We start from the raw sequence: 18,705 nt of genomic DNA on the forward strand, positions 1-18,705 counted from the left end.
TTTAACCACTCTCCTTAATAAAACACGGTTTTTAGGCTCTGATATTTTCCTGGTGTTATTGTTGGTGCGCCTGGTCCTACAAAATCATTCAGCCAAGCTTTTAAGGGCATCCCTGCTTTATGTACATTACAGAAAACAATCCCTTTATATAGAACACCTGTGTGATACCCATTTGTACTAATAATACTCTGTGAACTACCCACACCAAAAATGGCTTCCATGCTATTACTTATCACATGACCGTTACTAGTTAATGGGAACTTCATTGATATTTGCTCAAATTCTTCACCCAAATTTTTCAAAAACGCTACAGCAGCTGCCGCTGCTTGGATACACTCATAATTCTTGTATTTATCCATAATATCACTTAATCCATCTAAAGTATTTACCCTAGGAATCGTACTCGCAGGAGCTGGTGTTAGAAATACAAAGGCAACACTACCAATAACAGCGATTAATGGTATTCCCAATCCAAGGATTCCCCACAATGGCAATGTTCCTATTACGCCAGCAAAAGTAGCTAATGAGCCTCCAAATAATAAAAATGCATCCATAATAACTTTTTCAATCGGAACTGGATCAATGACAACTCCTGCATTTATTCCAGCAGTCATGACTTTGATTGTAATACCATTTTTAGTAGTTCCTCCTGTTGAAGTATCAGGATTTGGTCCGAATGTTGGCTTAAATGAATCCGCTCTTGCTTGTGCCTCACTAAGATTTAACGTTCCTGCATCTAGTGCGTCACACAGCTTTATTATTTCTATAACTCTTCGCAGTAATGCTTCACCAGTAAGTCCATCCAGTAGACCATCAATATTTAACCCCCATGCCTTTGCACGAGAAATTGCTTCATTAGTCATTTCTTCAGTTCTTATTGCGTCTAGTGCCGCTTCACGAGCTAGTTTTTGTTCTCTAGATTCATAGCCTTGACCTTCATAATATTCTTGTAACTTGTAGCCACCATCTGAACCACCATTCGAAAGTGGTGTACCTCCGCCTACAGGTTTTGATATGGATGGAGTATCATCACAATCAATGAGTGTTTTACCATCTTTCGCTAAACATTTCTTCCCTTTTGGAGCTGGTCTGAGGCTAGTATTAGTTGAACGAGTCGCTTTATGCCCACTCGGGTCATTCGCATTCGTCGGATTATTTTGTGTGTATGCAAATCTGTTCTGGCTCGCAGGACTTCTTGTATCACCTAAGTATGAATCTTGTTGACCGAATGTTCCCGACTTATTGTCATAGTAACGCACTCTTAAGTATTGTGTTCCATTAAAATCATGACTCTCAGCGTTATAGCCGTACTGATTATCCATTTTGACATTAGTTTTTCCAAAATCATTATAAGTTGCTTTGAAACTGAGTTGCTCTGGTTTTTGTATTGTTTCTTGCCCAATAACTGAGCCACGAGCATCATATGCATAGTAAGTTGGTGCTTCATCTTTTTTTGTATCATTAATGCGTTGCACGCCGTATGTATAAGTATGAATCGTATTCCCATCTGCATTTTTCGTTTGCAGCACTTCGGTAAATTCACGATTAATGTCGTTGATATAGTTAATCGTTTCTAGACTTTCCTTGGGGGCATCTTCATCTTCCACAGGACAGGTTTGATCATAAGTGTCGAGATGATCGCTAATAGTTTGACGAAGATTATTTAGCTGTTCATTGGTTGTCTGACTCACTAATTCTTGATTGTAATCTTCGTTATATGTATCGTCTGATTTCAAGAAACTGAGGAAGCCTGAATCTTCACTCGAGGTAATCGATGTCTTCTCTGTTTTTTGTGTTCGATTCCCAAAACCATCATAGGAATAGTTGATGGTTTTTCCTGTTGTTGATTGGACACTGAGTAGCATTCCTTCTGTGTCATATGCAAATTTCTCAACAACACCATTAGCATAGCGTTTTTGGCTCACGTTTCCAGTGGCATCGTATGAATAATCAACACCTAGTCCGCCTTTTTCTTCAATCAACGCATTTTTGTTATCAAACTTGTATTGCTTATTGGTTACAATCCCCGCGATGGTTTCAGTCGCCGCAAGCTTATTCCCAACTTGATCATAGAGATAACTATATTCTTTCGTTGTACTACCGCTCACATGTGTTGAAGATAGTAATTGTTCTTCTTCATCATAGGCATACGTTTTCAGCGTGTTGATACCATCAATAGTTGCATTCTCTGAACTAATATTACCGCGCTCATCATACGCATATTCAATGTTTGACATGATGGTGCCATTTTTACTCACGGTTTTCAGTTGCTCTATCTGATTATTAGCGTCATAAGAATAACTCGTCACTGACCCATTTGGAAGTATTGTCGATAACAGATTTCCAAGTATATCATAGGTATAGTTTGTGATGTCGTTCCCAGTACTCACTTTCACCAGATTATCGTTCAAGTCATACTCATATTTTGTTTGTATACCATCAGGGTAAGTCAATCCCACTCGGCGACCAATGCTGTCATATTGATATTGTACCATGTTTTGATTTTGATCCGTATAGGAAATCAAATCACCATATTGGTTGTATGTAAGTGTTGCTTGTGACTTAGTGTCAGTTACACTAGTGACTTGGTTTTCCGTATTATACGAGTATTGATATTGTTTGTCGTCAAATCCTTTATAGACTTGATTATTTAAGGCATCATATTTATAGGTGATACTTCGTCCATCTTGATTTTTTTGTGAAATCTCGTTGCCTTTTAAATCATACTGGAAGCTTTGTACTTTTTGGTCTGCGGTAATAACTTTGGTTTGATTATTATTTTTATCATATTCAAACTTGGTACTATTGCCACTCGCATTCGTTGCTTTGATAAGATTGCTGTTGGCATCATACTCATACTTTGTTTCTGCGTCTTTGCGGTTACGAACAGTCGTCATACGGTTATTCGCATCATAATCGAAGGCGGTTGTATTGCCACTGGCGTCAACTTCAATCGTTTTATTGCCATTAGCATCGTACGCATAAGTCACTTCATTACCTTTTGCGTCACTTTCGCTCGCGATTGCTCCACGCTCATCATAAGTTGTTGTTTGTGTTTGACCTAAAGCATTTGTTGTTTCGATCGTTTGGTTGTTTTTATTGTACTTATATTCAGTAGTTGCAGTTAATGGATTAGTCTCAGTTAATAGATTTCCATTGCCATCGTACATGTATGTAAATGTTTTATCACTTGGATATTTCACCGCAAGGACTTGTCCTAAGGCATCATACATGTATGTAAATGTTTTATCACTTGGATATTTCACCGCAAGGACTTGTCCTAAGGCATCATACATGTAGGCAGTTACGTTCCCACGAATATCCGTCATCGTTTCAACGCGTCCATTTTCATCATATGTATAACTGATTATATTACCATTTGCGGCGATTGTTTTGATAATTTGACCTTTAGAATTGTATTCATACTGAGTTTCGTTTTTATTTCCATCAAGTTTGCTAATCAATTGTCCAAATTGGTCATAGGTGTTGACTTCACTTGGTGTCGCGTCTTGATTATTTTTCACTTCAATGACATCACTAAACTCGTTATAGGTTGTCGTAACGACCAAACCATTTGGCTGTTTCGATTCAATTAATTGGTCAAAGTCATTGTAGGTATTCGTAGTGACATTTCCTCTACCATCCCATGATTTTGTCAAGAATCCTTTCGCGTCATATTCATAGCGCTCTGAAATATCATTTGGTGATTCAAGTTTCGCTACTTGATTCCAAACATTATATTCAGTTGTGGTTGTATTATTCTTTTTATCAGTGGTACTCACTGGTCGATTGAGTGCATCATAGTCAGTTTGTACACCGTAGCCTAATGGATCGATCGCTAAAATCTGATTCCCGTTTTCGTCATATTCGTATTGGGTCTTGTTTCCTTCAGGATCAATCACTTGAATCAATTGTCCTTTTAAATCATACGTATTCTGAACCATACCACCGTTCGCGTCCGTGCTTGAGGCTATCAGTCCTGTTGGTGTATAGGTTGTTTTCATAACGTTGCCAAGTGCATTCGTCGTTTCCACAAGTTGTCCTTTCGCGTCATATATAAATGTCGTGACATTGCCGTCTTGATCAGTGGTTGCGACGGGATTTCCAATCAAGTCATAGCTATACGTTGTGTTTTCGGTATCCGTCGTTCCACATGGTAAACAACTGGTTCCCATGCTTTGAAGTGTTTGTCCAATACCGTTATAGGTTACGGCTTTTTCATTACCTTTCGCGTCTTGTTCTAATGTGAGTTGGCTCGAATCATCGTAGGTATATGTAGTGACATTACCACGCATATCGGTTGATGTCGTTTTTTCATTATATTCATTGAAAGTGGCACTTGTGGTTTCACCTTTCCAGTTCGTGGTTTTAGTTTGGTTGCCCATGACATCATATTCGTACTTCGTGAAACGATCAAAGTTATCACTTGATTCAAGCAACTGTCCTAATTGATTATAGGTGTTGTAGGTAGTGACTCCAGTCGGAGCGATAATTTTAATTTGGTTCCCTATCGCATCATATTCGTAAGTCGTTGATTGGTTTAATGCGTCCGTTGATTTGATGAGTTGTCCTTTGGCATCATATTCATTAGTATTTTCAAATCCTCGTGCGTCAATTGATTTCTCAACACGACCAACAGTGTTGTAAATTGATGCGACTTCATTGCCGAGTTGGTCAACGGTTGTGACTAATTGACCTTTGGCGTCATATTGGTTTTGAACAACGCCACTATCAGGATAAGTTGTTGTTGCTAATTGATTACGTGCTGTATAGGTGTACGTTGTGGTGTTGCCGATTTGGTCAGTTTCACTGATCATATTGCCATTGCCATCATACGTTTTATGAACCGTGTTACCAGCACTATCAATGGTCGCGATAATATTATATTCACCATCATATTGGTAGCTTTGCGTTGCCCCATTACGCATCGTGGTTTTGGTAACCAGAAGTGCTGCATTATAAGTGCGTGCAGTCTCAAAGTTGAGAGCATCATGCTCGCTTACTTCTGTATCCATTGTGCCAATAGTTTTAGAAGATATGCGAGTTCCATTTTGGGTTTCTATAGTGTTACCATTATAATCATATTTGTAGCTTGTCACTAAGCCATTTTTATCCGTTTTTTCAATCAGTTGATTTAAACCATTGTAGCTATTTGTTTCAATACTGCCATCAGGGAATATCGTTTCAAGCAAATTCCCTAAAGTATCATAGCTATAGCTTGTGACTGCACCATTTGGAGCAGTTTCTTTTGTTTTTTGATTCAGAATGAAATCATACTCATAATGGGTTTCAAAACCGAGTTGATCAATTGAAGTAATCAGGTGTCCTGCACTATCATACACATTCTGAGTATGACTTCCATCCGCATACGTCGTTTGAATTAAGCGATTAGAACTGTCATATGTAAAGTTCGTTTCTTCTCCAAGTTCATTGATCTCACTAGTCTGATTACCATTCACATCATAAGCATAGGTTTCGGTACCGTAACTATCCGTTTCACTTAGTAAGCGACCAATACCATCATAGCTATAGGTTTTCGCGTTACCATTCGCGTCAGTTTCCCATATTTTTTGTCCATCAGCATCATATTGGAATGCTTGCGTGCCATTTGGACGGACATAGCTTGTGAGTTCACCGCGTTTATTGCGGTTGTAAGTACTCGTATTCCCAAGTGCATCCGTCTCTGATTGAATCATTGAGTTGGCGTCATACGTGATTTGTTTACTTCCTAATGGATTTGATTCGTTTACTTTATTCCCACTTTGATAGGTATAGGTTGTAGTGTTGCCATTTTTATCAGTCTCACTTATTTTTTGACCATCAGTATTATAGATCCAAGTCATTGAACTACCATCACTATATTGAACTCCAGTCATATTATCATAACTGTCATAGGTGAAATGAGTAACTTCACCATCAAAATTAGTAATCTCTATTGGCATATGTTGCGCATTGTACATATAGGTTTTTACTTTGCCATCTGCTCGGGTTTCACTCGTATTATTTCCGTTCGCATCATAGGTATATGAAACTGGCTCTTCACTTGGTGTGTCAAGTGCCGTCATATTATTTGAACCATCATATGCTTGTACTTTACTTGTGCCGTCTAGATTGATTTTTTCGGTGGTACGTTTATTTTCATCGAAGTAGACGATTTCCTGTTTCCCATCATAATTAGTTGCGATTGTCGCATTTTCTTGGTACTCAAAAGTGACGACACGATTTTCCGCATCCGTCTGTTTTACTACTCGTCCTTTAGTGTCATACTCATTTTCAATGAGGGTTGGATTGCCACTCATTCTGGACTTATAACTTGTCATCGCATTCGGATTATTTATGTCTTCATACTTGTATTGGAGTTTATACCCCTCTTGGTCAATGAAAGCAGTTAAATTCCCGCTCTCGTCATACTCATATTTTAAGGTATTATTGTCGGGTAAGGTAATGGTTGTAATATGATAATCATTATTCGCATAGCTAAATCCGACCGTTTTTCCACTACTTGTCGTCGTTTTGATTAAGCGCTCTTTGTCATCATAGGTAAATGTCACTTCATGTCCATAACGATCGGTCACTATCTTTTGAAGCGTTCCAGTCTCATTAAAGTAATATGCCTGACCCTTCGTATCTTTTACGATAAAACTATTTAATTGAATTACTTCATCTTTTTGTTTTGGCACATCATCGACTTTATCGTAATAATCGGCATCTACTTTTACAGTTGAAGCTGTTTGAATTTTTTCGATCGTATAATCTGTACCAAATGGTGTGTCATAGCCATTTCCTGTCTTGTGAAAAAAGAAGCGTTGACCAGTACCATTACCAAAAACAATCGTCCCATCTGCTAATTGTGATAAACGGTAATTATAACTTGACTCCCACCCACGTCCAAATGGTGAATCAATTGTTGAAATTAGTGAATTATAATGCCGTGTCAACACACTCTGGTCATCAAAATCAAACCATGATGCGTCTTGATTGTTGTAATAAAAATTCCCTGTATTGAGGTTAATTGGTTCATAACCAAACTCACAATGCTTGCCAGTTGCCACTAATCCCCAATCTATTTCACGCATATCTCCCTCAGCTAGAGGTTGTGGGTGATATGCTTTCCCTTCATTTTTAGTCGGATTACGTAAAAACATCGTATTGCCTTCAATTAAGTAATTGGAACGCATATTGTTATCTATTTTCGTGTTCATATACGTTAAGCCATAGAAATCATTGACGCGGAATATCGTATCCCAGCCTGTCACTTTATAGGTTTGGAAGGTATCACCATTTGTCCATTCTGTTGTCTCTTTAACACTTCCATCGGTATTGAAAACAGTGGTCTTAAATTTCACTTGATACACTGTATTGGCTTTATAATCTGTCGCAAGTCCTGCGTATCCTGCTGCCTGCCAGTTTGATTGTAAGCCATAGTATTTTTGCGTTTTATCAATGGTTGGATACATGGAACCTTCATAGTATGGAAACGTACGATAGCCTGTTCCAACAGGAATAGCACCTGATTCGTAGACTTTTGTAGTCGGTGTATTTTTCTCTACAATCTCCACTTCAACGACTGATCCAGGGCGAGCAACTCCATCAATGCCAAGCGCCTGAAATTTGAGCACACCTTGCGTATCATTACTCGTGAACGCGCGCAAACTTACTTTTGTGTCTTTTAACGGTAAATCATCGGCTATCGGTTCTTCTTTGATATGTACAATTTCCATAAATGGTTGAATACTGTGCGTTTCTGTCGTAAATAAATGCGCCTTATCTGATTCATGGACAGACTGTAAAAGGATGCCGTAATCAGGTGCTTGGCTGAGTGGCGTTCCGTACCATGCTTGCATCGCTTCGGTAATATTTACTTTTACATCGTTGCCACTGCCATTATTTTCGCCTCCAATCCAAAAATTCGAATTATTGATTGGAATAGCATTGACACCACTATTGCTCCACGAACGCCAAGTTAAGTCCTCAGGATTTCCGTAGTTGCCGGTAACACGGGATGCATAAAATTCTGTCCAGTGTTGTGACGCACTTTCGCGCCCCAAATAAAGTGTCGCACTGACGACTTCCCGATTATTTCCTAATAATTGACGCCAGTTTCTACCGCCCTCTGGATAACCACGTATAACACCCTTCGTTCCACCTAAATAGACGCCACCTGATGTTTCACCATATTCTCCGCCTACATAAAAGTACGGGAAAGAATAGCCTGTGGATGCGTTGTAGGCATTATCAGGATTGGCAGCACGCATCGCATACACGCGAACATTGCCATCAACTACATGCGTCCATGCTTTCTGCGTAAAATCGATAGGATATGCTTTTAAGCCTTTTGCGAGCACATTATTATCCAACTGAATATGAACAATATTATCTTCTTGAATCACAGTGCTTTCCACATAGTCATTATTTTCGGCATCATGAACAAGTGGTGCAAATAAACTAAAGAGTTTTTCCTTTGTTTCACTATCTATGATTGCGACTTCCTGATCTAGCTCACCCGCAACCGCTTCTGTTTCTACTGGAAGATTCAATTGATAATCAAAGTTTGATGGCGCACTCGTATCGTAGCTTCGTCCAGTGATGGTGAGACTTTCATGACTGAGCGATAAACTAATATCGGTTTGCGCGTATGCATTTTTGAATAGCATACTGTCCTGAGCGACTTGTCCACCCGTAAAGTTGCCTCCAATTGGCACCACTTGAATAATCCCTAATGCTGTTTCTATCTCAATCGGGTGCGTCGCATCAATGGTTGTTTGTAGTTGTACAGCTCCTTGTTCATCAGTCGTTTCATATGTTTTTGGTGCGCCAAAAGCTTGAAGCAAGCCATTATTTACTGGTTTTAGTGTACTATCATAGTCCGTCCAATTGCCTTTTTCATCTTCAAAATGAATCGGGGTTTCACTAATGATTGTCCGTTCTACAGTATCCGTCGCATCGACAAATGTTTTAGATGTTTCCGTACGCATCGAAAGGTCTTCACTAAATCCATCATCTAAAATTGCTTGATATGATGATTCCAACTCCTCTATTTGGAGCCGCTCACTTACTGGCGAATCACTACTTGGAGCGGCTACCTCATTAGCAGGTGCATTCTCAATCGTGTTTGGCGTACTATTATTTTGAGTCACATCCACATTTGCATATTGTCCAACTGTTGCGACTGATGCGGCAAATGTAGTCACACTACCTAGTTGTATCCCTGATACAAACAATAGCGCGGATAGCCCTATAAATAATACTTGTTTCATTCGTTTACTGCCTTGTTTTAACTTTTTCATTCGTTCATATCCTCCTAGATTTCACATGCGCCCCCACATGTCTTTCTTGCTTTCTCATTTCTTTCGACTCTATTTCAACCTCATCTGATAACAACAAACAGACCATTCTCTACTAACGAATCGCCTGTCTTATTTTCGTATACCACTGTCTTTATGTACTATCCATCTCTATATTCGTACATTTCCTTACCAATACAAAAAGGAAAGTATAAGCCCCCCAAAACTTACCCACCATCATATATACATCCACCTCATTTTAAGAAAATACATCTCGACTTAATTATCTTACATTTCAGACTATTTGTGAAGCTTTTTTATTAATTTTCACTATTCATAGACAGAGCGTTGGATCTGTGTATGAATACTGCTAATTATTAAGAATAAGCATGCTACATATTATTACATCTTATTTTAGAAATTTAGATGAAAATAAGATGCCAACTTGACACCTTATTTCCTGAGGACACGTGTATAAGAAAAAATTAGATAGCTGCCAAGGGATTGGAGCTATTCCCCCTATTGATTCATAATAAAAGACAGTATTAGTTGAAAGTTCCTTTTCAATCTGAATATTGAGGATAGATAGAAATACTGTCTATCATTACTGGAGTTCCTGTATATAATATATTATCCGAAAACCTCTTTTGAACTCCTACTATTAGTATATACAATCCATTTGTGCATTTAAACACACAAATATTCAATGAATTTTGACACATTTATATACCTTTTTGCTAGACACCCACATTTTGGTGTGTATTTTAACCTACGAATAGACTAAAATAATGGTTGGAGGTGATAGCCATGTTTTCATTTTTGATTTATTGGATCGGTGCTTAGGCTACAAAGTTTAAAAATACATACAAATAAAAGAGCATTCCTTTTCGAATGCTCTTTTATAATGCAATGTTATATTGCATCAATGTATCAATAAGACCTTCTCTTATATACATATGATTTGAGATTTCACATACTTTAAATGCTTCTTGCATTAATACTTTTCCTTTATCTCTTTCAATGTTCATCATATAAAGTGAGAATCCTTTTAAAAAAAGAAAATTTGGGATGAACTTCATACTTTCTATTTGTTCAGCAATTTGAAGTCCTCTCGAGCTAACCTCCAGTACTTTTTTCCAATTCTCGACCATATATGCTGTAATCATCAACCCATTTAGTAAAAATAATGAAAGATAGTTATCCTGCAAATATGGATTCTGATTTTCCATCCAAGCCAATGCATTTTCCGCTCGTTCAATATTAGATGGACTTTGTTCATATCGCAGGACAATATTGATTAACTTTATTTCTTCATCCGTATAATAAGTCGCTTTATCTTTATATGATTTGTATAGCGATTTTTCTGCTAACAGCTTTGCCCGATATATCTCACCATCCACACTCGTCAAGACCTCAATACGCATAATATCAATAATTTGTTGTTTCTTAATGGAAAGATTTTGATACATCACATCATCAATAAGTTTTAAGTCCTCTTTCACAGCAACCCAATTATTTGTTTCAGCATGTTGTTCCATTGCCATTCTTTGTTGCGTGTATAAACGATTTTGTTCCAAGCTAGCTTCTGCGATGATTTTCTCTATAGAAACGCCCAACCGCTCTACAAGAGCCAAAAGTATCTCAAAAGATGGTGATGTCTTATTTGATTCAATACGCGCGATTGAATTAATATTACATATTCCATCACATAGCTCCTCTTGTGAATATCCCATTTCCGTCCGAATACGCTTAATTACATGCCCCACTCTAAATCTTATATTCATGTTTATTCCTCATTTTCTTCTATTTCTGTTTATCTTTCGATGAATTCTCAAATAAGATATATGTACATTAGTTTATCATATCAATAAAATGCCGTTTTCCACCAAATTATTACTAATAAAATTTTATTTTCACTATTGTACAATAATTATATCGCGAAATAATTTTTTGTTAAAGTTTATCACAGATACGCCCAATTTCTACAAAAGGTGAATATAATCACATTCCTAATGAATATTTATCGTTGCTCCTTCATAAAAACAGCCATCAGAATCCAATAATTCTGATGACTGCTTATTATGCTTGCATGATTTTTTTTAATCGAAGACAGTCCATATATCCATTTTCATATGCCAACCGAGCATACTCTTGCTGTATCTTATTCGCAATTTTGATTTGGTTAGCAATGATTAGTCGTTGTTCTTCCGTTAGATTGATTTCAAGGTTTAGATAGTCGATTTCAGCCTGTGCTTCTTCCTCCACATACTGTTGATACCGTTCACTTTTCGCCAATGTATCCTCTAGCCTTTGTTCCATAAAAATAGTGGTTAATTGTTCGATTTCAAAGCTCATTTGCTGTTCCATCTTTCATTTCCCCCTCTTCAAGAATAGGTTATACAAACTATTATATCTGTATTACAGATATAATGCAATATCTTTAATCCAGATAATTTATACTGGAAATGAGGGGGTGTATTGAGACGGTAGTTTATAGAAATATACGAGCGATTCGAGAAGATAACGACCTAACCCAAGCCCAAATGGCAGCCTACTTAAATATCTCCCAAAACACTTACAGTCAGTATGAAACTGGGAAAATTGAGTGGACAGCAAGTACCTTAATTCAAATTGCAAATTATTTTGATGTGAGTATTGATTATCTGCTTGATCGGACATCCAAGAAGAAATAACAATATAAGAGCCACACCATACAGCGATTTTCATATCGGTGTATGCTGTGGCTTTTTTATTATCAATCAAATAGAATCGATTCAATGAAAAACTTGTTTACTCATCTACATATGTGGAGACGCCTATAAAATTTAGTGTGCCATTTTTATAAGTACTTGTTTTCATATTACCGCTATACTCATAATTATATATTAAAATAATTGTATTATATCCTTCACTCAAATTTACACTACGAAATTGCTCTATTATCTGATTGTCGTATGAAAAATCCTCTAGAAGAATTTCAATATTATCAGAACGTTCCTCAGCCCAAAATTTTTCAACTAAATCTCTGTCGTAGTATCCCAGTTTAAAATTTTCTTCAAACGAAGACGGAATGCTGTCACCATCTTCTGTGTATTTTATTTCAAAATACTCATTAAATGTTGCTTCTTCCATATTGCCTAACCATAAAGAAACGCTATTTTCATTATTCATCTAATTACCTCCTTAATCCTTCTGGTAAATCTAACCTGCCATTGGACATACGTGTTGTTGCCCAGACGTTTAGTCTACTGACAAAAGTTTCATAATTTGGGGATTCATCAATTATTTTCAATATTTCATTATGAGCCTTTGTTGAACCTTTACCTCCATGAATACCTGGGGGATTTATAAACTTGACGTCTACTGTTAAAGTTCGCAATTCTTTTATCTTGTCCATACTAACGCCCCACTCTTTGAATTTTGGTGCTCGGGAAACCAAGTGCCATTCATGATATCCCCCCGGCTGTCTAATTCTGTCTTCAATTTTAGAACGAATTTTAGGATCTGACCACGCAGTTTTAAACTCTTTAACGGAGGCATTATCAAACCATTTATTAAATTCTCCATTTCGTACAGATGGAACTTTTATTTTTGGATATGATCTTTTCACCTTAAATACTTCCTTCATATTCACATCTGTATATATTGTATCAAAGCTCTTCTTAGATATTTTAAAACTGCGACCTTTAATCGCAACCATTCCCGATGCTATCCCTGCAAGTACGGAAAAGCTTTGCATACTCGTTAAATTATGCCCAGATATCGGATCATAGCCATCTAGAGCACCTTTAATTCGCTCGGCATCAAGGTCTGCATTTTCATCACGTGGCACCTTTATTGTACCATCATTAATTCCTTTATTGTAGGCAATCGTTGCTTCTGCTGCCTCTGCATCGGTCTTACCGTTTTTCGTTAGCACCCAGTAGCTACCATGTAATGTTTTCTCATACTTGGCATACGGATCTTTTTTCTCAGAGGTCAGGTTTTTTAGCCATCCCATATTTAATGCTTTCGTGTTGAATGTATGGCTTACAGTATTAAATGCTTTACTGCTCTGGATTTCATTTAGTCCTTGTTTTACTTGATACAGCTTTGTCAGCACATCATACATCACATTTTGATGGCTCATGTCAAAATCCAAATAGCGTTCAATAATCTGCATTTCATGTTGTAATTGTCCCATTGCTGTTTGCATGCCTAACTGCATCCCGATTTGTTGTCCTAATGAAGAACCACCCGCCATTGATTTCATTTTTACTAACAAGTCTTCATAGCGATTTTGGCATTTTCTTATCTCACCTTGTAGCTCTTGTAATTCATCGGAATCGATTCTAGCATTCATCGATGGATCAACCTGATTATGAAAATCCGTGGTATATTTTTTCAGAATTTCTTCGGCATCGGTCATACATGCTTTCGTGGTGTCTACAATGGGATAATGAACCATTTCGTAATAGTCTTTCGCACTGTCTGCGATTTCGCCTTTGATTTCATTATCAGCTACAATTTTTGCAACTGCTTTTCGATAGTTTGTCAGGGCTTCCTTCAATTTTTGGGACTCTCTTAAAAAATGTTCCACAAAATAACGTACTTCGCCAATATCAATGCGTGGCATCCGCTTTCGCCTCTTTCGCTCGTTCGACATCAGCTTTTGCTTGTTTGTATTCGGCTTGTAGTTGGTCATCTAAGTTGTAGAGTTTCTTTTGCGTCATGCGTTGTTCCTGATTTAAATCCAATGCAATGGCACCTAATTTGTTCTCTGAAAGATTGCCTCTCCACGCATTCCCAATTCTTACAAGCAAATCTTCTTGTTGGCGTTTTAATTGCCTAAACTCGCGTTCTACTTCTTCTAACTCCCGTTGTTTCTCGATACTCTTTCTTACGGCATCTTCCTGCTGTTTCATCCCTTCTTTTCACTCCTCATGTCCTTTTTTATTTGTCTAAATGAAGCGCTTTACTCCACATGTCTGCCATCGCCTTTTCTGAAGCGACAAATGCTTGCTCGACATTTTTCAAATTTTGCACATCCTTGTTAAAGGCTTCTGGCATAGCTTTAATCATGTGTGCTGCGTCCATACTGCTTTGCACTAGTTGGCGTGCGGAACTCGTGGAATAAGACATAGTAGGTCGTAGCTCGAATGATATACCATTGGCGCTATTGCCGATTTCTTTGGCATGTTCGGATAAACGCCCACTTGGTAATTGGATTTTCTTTGACATCACTTTACTTCCTTTCTAGTTGGATTTTCTGTGTAATAATTGGATCATATTCTCATACATATCCTTAATTATACCATTGATTTTATTGAAAAGAAAAGAAGCGATATTTAGTATTAATCACTTCTCACTCACCAATATATCTAACTAACGAAATGTCTTAGCTGTCAATTCTTTGATACCTAAAAACTGCGTATTATTTTTTTCTAAATCCCTACTTATTATATGTTCAGATACTACAAACATACTTACCACCTTCCACTTTCCTTCAGGTAATTGATAATGTTCCAGTACAACATCTGAATTTTCAACAACCCATTTTTCTCTTTTTTGATGTTTAACTAAAAATGATTTTTCTCCTTTAAATATTTTCGTAATTTCCATCTCTATTTCATATGGATTTCTAGCTAAGTTAAAATCCTTAGTTTCAACTACAAATATTTTTTTGTTTTTGTATTAAATGCTAGTATATCAATATCTCCTAACTCCTAAGCATAATTATTACTTAAAACACCTTTTTATGAAAATAAGGATAGAGTGTATATTGAGTTTTAATTCAACATGCACTCTATCCTTATTTTTCTCATTATAATTACATAGCTTTTACTTCAACTACATTATTTCTTCCCAGACGGCTCACTTTGCGTATCAAATTCCTTTATTTCAAGAGTTTTTGGATCTTTTTTTCCTAAGTCTTCAAATTCCTGAATGATTTTATTATTTTCTATCTCTTTACTTAATGTTTGTTTGGTAGCAGATATCTCATAACCCGTTCCCATACTATTAACAACTAATTGTCCGCCCACTCTGCTGTCGTTATTAACTGGAATAATATAGACTTCTCCTTCTTTCACTTGTGCTTGTCCTTCCACTTCTAATGTTGGAAGCCCGGCAACTATGACTTGAATCCTACTATTTGTAGACCCTACTTGACCTTTAACTGAATCAACTATTTCAACTTCCCAAACTGTATAGAAATAGAATTCTTTTTCAAAGCTAGATTCATTTGCCTTCTCCTCAAGCTTGGCTTCCCCCATCTCTGGATTAGTGGGTTTTTCTGCTTCACTAGTGGTTCTATTTGATTTGCTATCAGAAGTAGTCGCTACTAAGTCAGGATTTTCAGCGGCAATTTGTTTGGCTTGCTTAAGCACATTTGTTTCATCTTTTGTATTTCCGATACCAACTATTTTTATGAATTTTCCCACAAAAATATTATCGCTTGTTGCAAATACACTTTCGTAGTCATCAGGACCAAATGCTGTAAATGCAGAAAGTTGACTTTTAACTAATAAATCTTCATATGATTTGGTACTGTTAGCATACGCAACCTGTTCTTGTCTTTCCGCTTTGATATTAGTAGTCTCTTGTGGATTATTTAGTGTGAATACCATTGTGCCAATAGCAACAAGTCCCGCAATAATCCCTATTACATATTTTCTTTTCATTTAATATCCCCCTCCCCAGAACGATCCAGCACCCCATCTTTTTTCATACGAATCATTATCGTCTCGACCAAAGTAAACACTACTTGCTTTTGGAGATGGTGTCATTATATTTCCATTGTAAGGATTATGCCCTAAACCTAGAGCATGACCGAATTCATGTGAGATTGTATAGTAAATTTGATTATCAGAGTAGTATATTCCTTTTTTAGTATTCCACATTACATCGTCGTTTAAATGTATTTCACCGCGTTGAGCTATTTTTGTCCTATCTGTACCATGTTTAAAGTACAATCCAGGAACTTTTGCTCCTGTGTCTCCTGGGAAAAGAAGACTATCATAATAATTTCCACTAAATACACTAACATCTACATAGGCTGTCTGACCTGTGCTTAACTTATACGTGTTAAAGTTCTTAGAAAGAACATCAATTTTTCCATTGTAATGCCATAAATTTGCTCCTTGATTTATTCTCCAACTTGAATATGTTGAATTATTCGTATACCAAATACTCCCGTAGTTTACTGCTGGGTAACTCCCTTGGAGATTCGTATAGGCTGTTGCATTAACGGATTGTGACGCTACCAGAGTTGATAATAACACCACGGAACAAAATATAACTACTCTTACAAATTTCCACCCTTTTTTCATAAATTAGATTCCTCCCTATTATTTATTAAACAGACCGCAACTTATCCTATATACTTTGTTCCACCGAGAAACCAATTAATCATTAGCCACATCGCATGATACTCCTTTCACAAAGCCTGTTATTTGTATATCCAATATGTTACACTACTTATAAACAAGTTTATTTTTATGTTCACTATATTCACCCCCGAAATATTTTAATTATTCACTTCGATTAAAGGAGAATTATCATGAAAACATATGGAGCCGCTATAAGACAAGTTAGAAAGAACAAATCACTTTCTCAATCGGATGTATCGAATAATATTCTTGCACGAACTACTATCTCTAAAATTGAAAATAACAACATTACACCCACTATTACTACAGTTGAGAGCATCATTATTAAATTAGATGTAACAATGGATGAACTTCGATATATTAAAAATAACTATCAATTGAGCACGCGCGAAGAAATTATTACAGACTTTTTCAAGCTTGTATCTAATACTCAAACCGAGCTACTAATGGATATCATCTCCAGATGCAATATTTATACAACTAACCATTCTAAAGACAGACTATTAGAAGACATTAGTATCGTTTTAAATGCAGCATTACTTTTAGCAAATAATGAATTTGAGCATGCACAAGAACTTGTTAAACCTATATGGAAACGCTTAGAAAAAATTGACCATTTTTCGCTAATAGAAATACGACTTGTATGCAATATACTATTTTATTTCCCACTCGAGGTTATTGAAAAATTTGTACCACGCTTATTAACAATGATTGATAAATATCAAGCTTTAGATAAGACTCTAAACTCATTAAAAGCAGCGTTGCTTATCAATACTGCCTCAATATTTATGCAGTCTAACTCAGCCATCACTACAACTAGTTTAAATACGGCTATTGTTATCGCTAAGGATATTAATCGTTTTGATTTACTTGCTAGTGCTTACTATCTACAAGGAGTTAATACTGATGATTTCAACCTAATAGCTAAGGCAAAAAATATTTTTCTCGCAATTGAAAAAGAGGATATTTTATTTCAATTTGAAAAAGAGTATCTCTAAAACATTCCTTTTACGCAGTTATTTTTCAAGATAACTGCACGACATAAGGGAAATAATTACATTTAAAGCAATAATATACAGGAGGATTACAATTTTGGATATTTTTAAAGACCCCATTCTATTTCACAAAAACTTTAAGATGGGAAAAGAGTTAGATATTGCTGGCGAATTTATATATACTGGAATTAGCAAATTAGAACAAATGGAAGATTTAGATAATCAGACTGATGTATTCTACTTTTTATATCACATATCAATTGGTATAGAAAGATTACAAAAGGTCTTGATCATATTGCTAGAAAAATTCGATATAGAAAAACTAGAAGAATTTGAGAAAAGTCTGATTACTCATAATCATGAAAAGTTACAAAAGAAAATAAAACATACATTGCAATTAGAACTGAATCCATTAGAAAACAGTTTTTTACAATTATTAGACCGCTTTTATAACACATCTCGATATAACCGATTCAATACTCTTGGAGCAATAGACAGTGAGACTACAGCACTTGCCCATTTTATAATAGAAAAATTTGAAGCTCGCTATGAAGAAAACATCTTTCGTAAAGAGCACCTCGTTATTTCAGATAAAATCAAGGAACGGCTGGGAAGAATCATTGGATCAATTTCTAACAAGTATTTCTCTCTAATAAAAACTTATGCCTCAAAACAAAATCTATATACCTATGAAATAAGTTACGATTCCAATGCATATAAAATATTTAATGTTAGGTATAAAAAACAATCACTGCATGAAATGAAGCTTAACGAAAAGATATCTGTAAAAGAATTATTGATATACCTAGTAAATTCTAAGGATAGTAATTCTATTATGAAACTTATTAAAAATATAGAACCCTTGGACTTTGATGAAACTGAGATCAATGACTTCTTAAAAGAGTTACTAAATGGACATATAACTCTAAGTTTACTGGATTGTGTGGAGACCAACTATGAGGAGGATATCGAAAATATAAATGAGCGAATAAACTTACTCAGTCCCATCGCTAACCCTAATACCATTTTTCCTGACGAAGATGATTATTAGTATAT

The 18,705-nt window shown here is 36.3% G+C and carries 13 protein-coding genes; 3 read left to right on the forward strand and 10 right to left on the reverse strand.

The features are described 5' to 3' along the window. Window positions 1-14: 14 nt before the first annotated feature. The 3 genes from HCJ54_RS00120 to HCJ54_RS00130 all read right to left on the reverse strand — a co-directional run bounded on the left by HCJ54_RS00120 (window position 15) and on the right by HCJ54_RS00130 (window position 11,651). A complete protein-coding gene (locus HCJ54_RS00120; RefSeq protein WP_187136180.1) occupies window positions 15-9,287 on the reverse strand; it encodes a DUF6531 domain-containing protein in 9,273 nt (3,090 codons plus the stop codon). An 896-nt stretch (window positions 9,288-10,183) separates the two neighbouring features. Beyond that, window positions 10,184-11,068: a helix-turn-helix domain-containing protein gene (locus HCJ54_RS00125; RefSeq protein ID WP_187136181.1), complete on the reverse strand. Its 885-nt coding sequence runs from the start codon at window positions 11,066-11,068 to the stop codon at window positions 10,184-10,186. 295 nt (window positions 11,069-11,363) lie between these two features. Beyond that, window positions 11,364-11,651, reverse strand: coding sequence for a hypothetical protein (locus tag HCJ54_RS00130; protein ID WP_187136182.1), 288 nt, complete (start codon window positions 11,649-11,651; stop codon window positions 11,364-11,366). Window positions 11,652-11,749: 98 nt separating this feature from the next. Here HCJ54_RS00130 and HCJ54_RS00135 point away from each other — a divergent pair, with 98 nt between their 5' ends. After that, window positions 11,750-11,977, forward strand: a complete 228-nt coding sequence (locus tag HCJ54_RS00135; protein WP_187136183.1) for a helix-turn-helix domain-containing protein — start codon at window positions 11,750-11,752, stop codon at window positions 11,975-11,977. A gap of 97 nt (window positions 11,978-12,074) precedes the next feature. On the opposite strand, the gene HCJ54_RS00140 is transcribed toward HCJ54_RS00135, so the two are convergent. The 7 genes from HCJ54_RS00140 to HCJ54_RS00170 form a co-directional block, all read right to left on the reverse strand. Then, on the reverse strand, window positions 12,075-12,455 hold the full coding sequence (locus HCJ54_RS00140; protein ID WP_187136184.1) for an immunity 22 family protein: 381 nt from the start codon (window positions 12,453-12,455) through the stop codon (window positions 12,075-12,077). A 4-nt stretch (window positions 12,456-12,459) separates the two neighbouring features. Beyond that, complete coding sequence (locus HCJ54_RS00145; RefSeq protein ID WP_187136185.1) at window positions 12,460-13,899, reverse strand: T7SS effector LXG polymorphic toxin; 1,440 nt, start codon at window positions 13,897-13,899, stop codon at window positions 12,460-12,462. Further along, window positions 13,886-14,188: a hypothetical protein gene (locus HCJ54_RS00150; protein ID WP_187136186.1), complete on the reverse strand. Its 303-nt coding sequence runs from the start codon at window positions 14,186-14,188 to the stop codon at window positions 13,886-13,888. Before HCJ54_RS00150 ends, HCJ54_RS00145 begins: the two co-directional genes overlap by 14 nt. A 28-nt stretch (window positions 14,189-14,216) precedes the next feature. Continuing rightward, the gene (locus HCJ54_RS00155) at window positions 14,217-14,504 is read right to left on the reverse strand and encodes a TIGR04197 family type VII secretion effector (protein ID WP_187136187.1); all 288 of its coding nucleotides are present in this window, start codon (window positions 14,502-14,504) and stop codon (window positions 14,217-14,219) included. A gap of 144 nt (window positions 14,505-14,648) precedes the next feature. Then, window positions 14,649-14,885, reverse strand: a complete 237-nt coding sequence (locus HCJ54_RS00160) for a hypothetical protein (protein WP_187136188.1) — start codon at window positions 14,883-14,885, stop codon at window positions 14,649-14,651. 233 nt (window positions 14,886-15,118) lie between these two features. Next, window positions 15,119-15,946, reverse strand: a complete 828-nt coding sequence (locus tag HCJ54_RS00165; RefSeq protein ID WP_187136189.1) for a hypothetical protein — start codon at window positions 15,944-15,946, stop codon at window positions 15,119-15,121. Beyond that, the gene (locus HCJ54_RS00170; RefSeq protein WP_187136190.1) at window positions 15,947-16,594 is read right to left on the reverse strand and encodes a matrixin family metalloprotease; all 648 of its coding nucleotides are present in this window, start codon (window positions 16,592-16,594) and stop codon (window positions 15,947-15,949) included. It lies immediately after the preceding gene. A 230-nt stretch (window positions 16,595-16,824) separates the two neighbouring features. Here HCJ54_RS00170 and HCJ54_RS00175 point away from each other — a divergent pair, with 230 nt between their 5' ends. Next, complete coding sequence (locus HCJ54_RS00175; RefSeq protein WP_187136191.1) at window positions 16,825-17,652, forward strand: helix-turn-helix domain-containing protein; 828 nt, start codon at window positions 16,825-16,827, stop codon at window positions 17,650-17,652. A 94-nt stretch (window positions 17,653-17,746) separates the two neighbouring features. Then, window positions 17,747-18,700 carry a hypothetical protein gene (locus HCJ54_RS00180; RefSeq protein ID WP_187136192.1) on the forward strand — a complete coding sequence of 318 codons (954 nt, stop codon included), beginning with the start codon at window positions 17,747-17,749 and terminating at the stop codon, window positions 18,698-18,700. The last annotated feature ends 5 nt before the right edge of the window (window positions 18,701-18,705 follow it).

The organism is Listeria grandensis (assembly GCF_014322885.1).
Lineage (GTDB): Bacteria > Bacillota > Bacilli > Lactobacillales > Listeriaceae > Listeria_A > Listeria_A grandensis.

Excerpts from the sequence above, each read along its gene's own strand:
- HCJ54_RS00120 (WP_187136180.1), bottom strand. The coding sequence starts at position 9,287 with ATGAAAAAGTTAAAACAAGGCAGTAAACGAATGAAACAAGTATTATTT.
- HCJ54_RS00125 (WP_187136181.1), bottom strand. The coding sequence starts at position 11,068 with ATGAATATAAGATTTAGAGTGGGGCATGTAATTAAGCGTATTCGGACG.
- HCJ54_RS00130 (WP_187136182.1), bottom strand. The coding sequence starts at position 11,651 with ATGGAACAGCAAATGAGCTTTGAAATCGAACAATTAACCACTATTTTT.
- HCJ54_RS00135 (WP_187136183.1), top strand. The coding sequence starts at position 11,750 with ATGAGGGGGTGTATTGAGACGGTAGTTTATAGAAATATACGAGCGATT.
- HCJ54_RS00140 (WP_187136184.1), bottom strand. The coding sequence starts at position 12,455 with ATGAATAATGAAAATAGCGTTTCTTTATGGTTAGGCAATATGGAAGAA.
- HCJ54_RS00145 (WP_187136185.1), bottom strand. The coding sequence starts at position 13,899 with ATGCCACGCATTGATATTGGCGAAGTACGTTATTTTGTGGAACATTTT.
- HCJ54_RS00150 (WP_187136186.1), bottom strand. The coding sequence starts at position 14,188 with ATGAAACAGCAGGAAGATGCCGTAAGAAAGAGTATCGAGAAACAACGG.
- HCJ54_RS00155 (WP_187136187.1), bottom strand. The coding sequence starts at position 14,504 with ATGTCAAAGAAAATCCAATTACCAAGTGGGCGTTTATCCGAACATGCC.
- HCJ54_RS00160 (WP_187136188.1), bottom strand. The coding sequence starts at position 14,885 with ATGGAAATTACGAAAATATTTAAAGGAGAAAAATCATTTTTAGTTAAA.
- HCJ54_RS00165 (WP_187136189.1), bottom strand. The coding sequence starts at position 15,946 with ATGAAAAGAAAATATGTAATAGGGATTATTGCGGGACTTGTTGCTATT.
- HCJ54_RS00170 (WP_187136190.1), bottom strand. The coding sequence starts at position 16,594 with ATGAAAAAAGGGTGGAAATTTGTAAGAGTAGTTATATTTTGTTCCGTG.
- HCJ54_RS00175 (WP_187136191.1), top strand. The coding sequence starts at position 16,825 with ATGAAAACATATGGAGCCGCTATAAGACAAGTTAGAAAGAACAAATCA.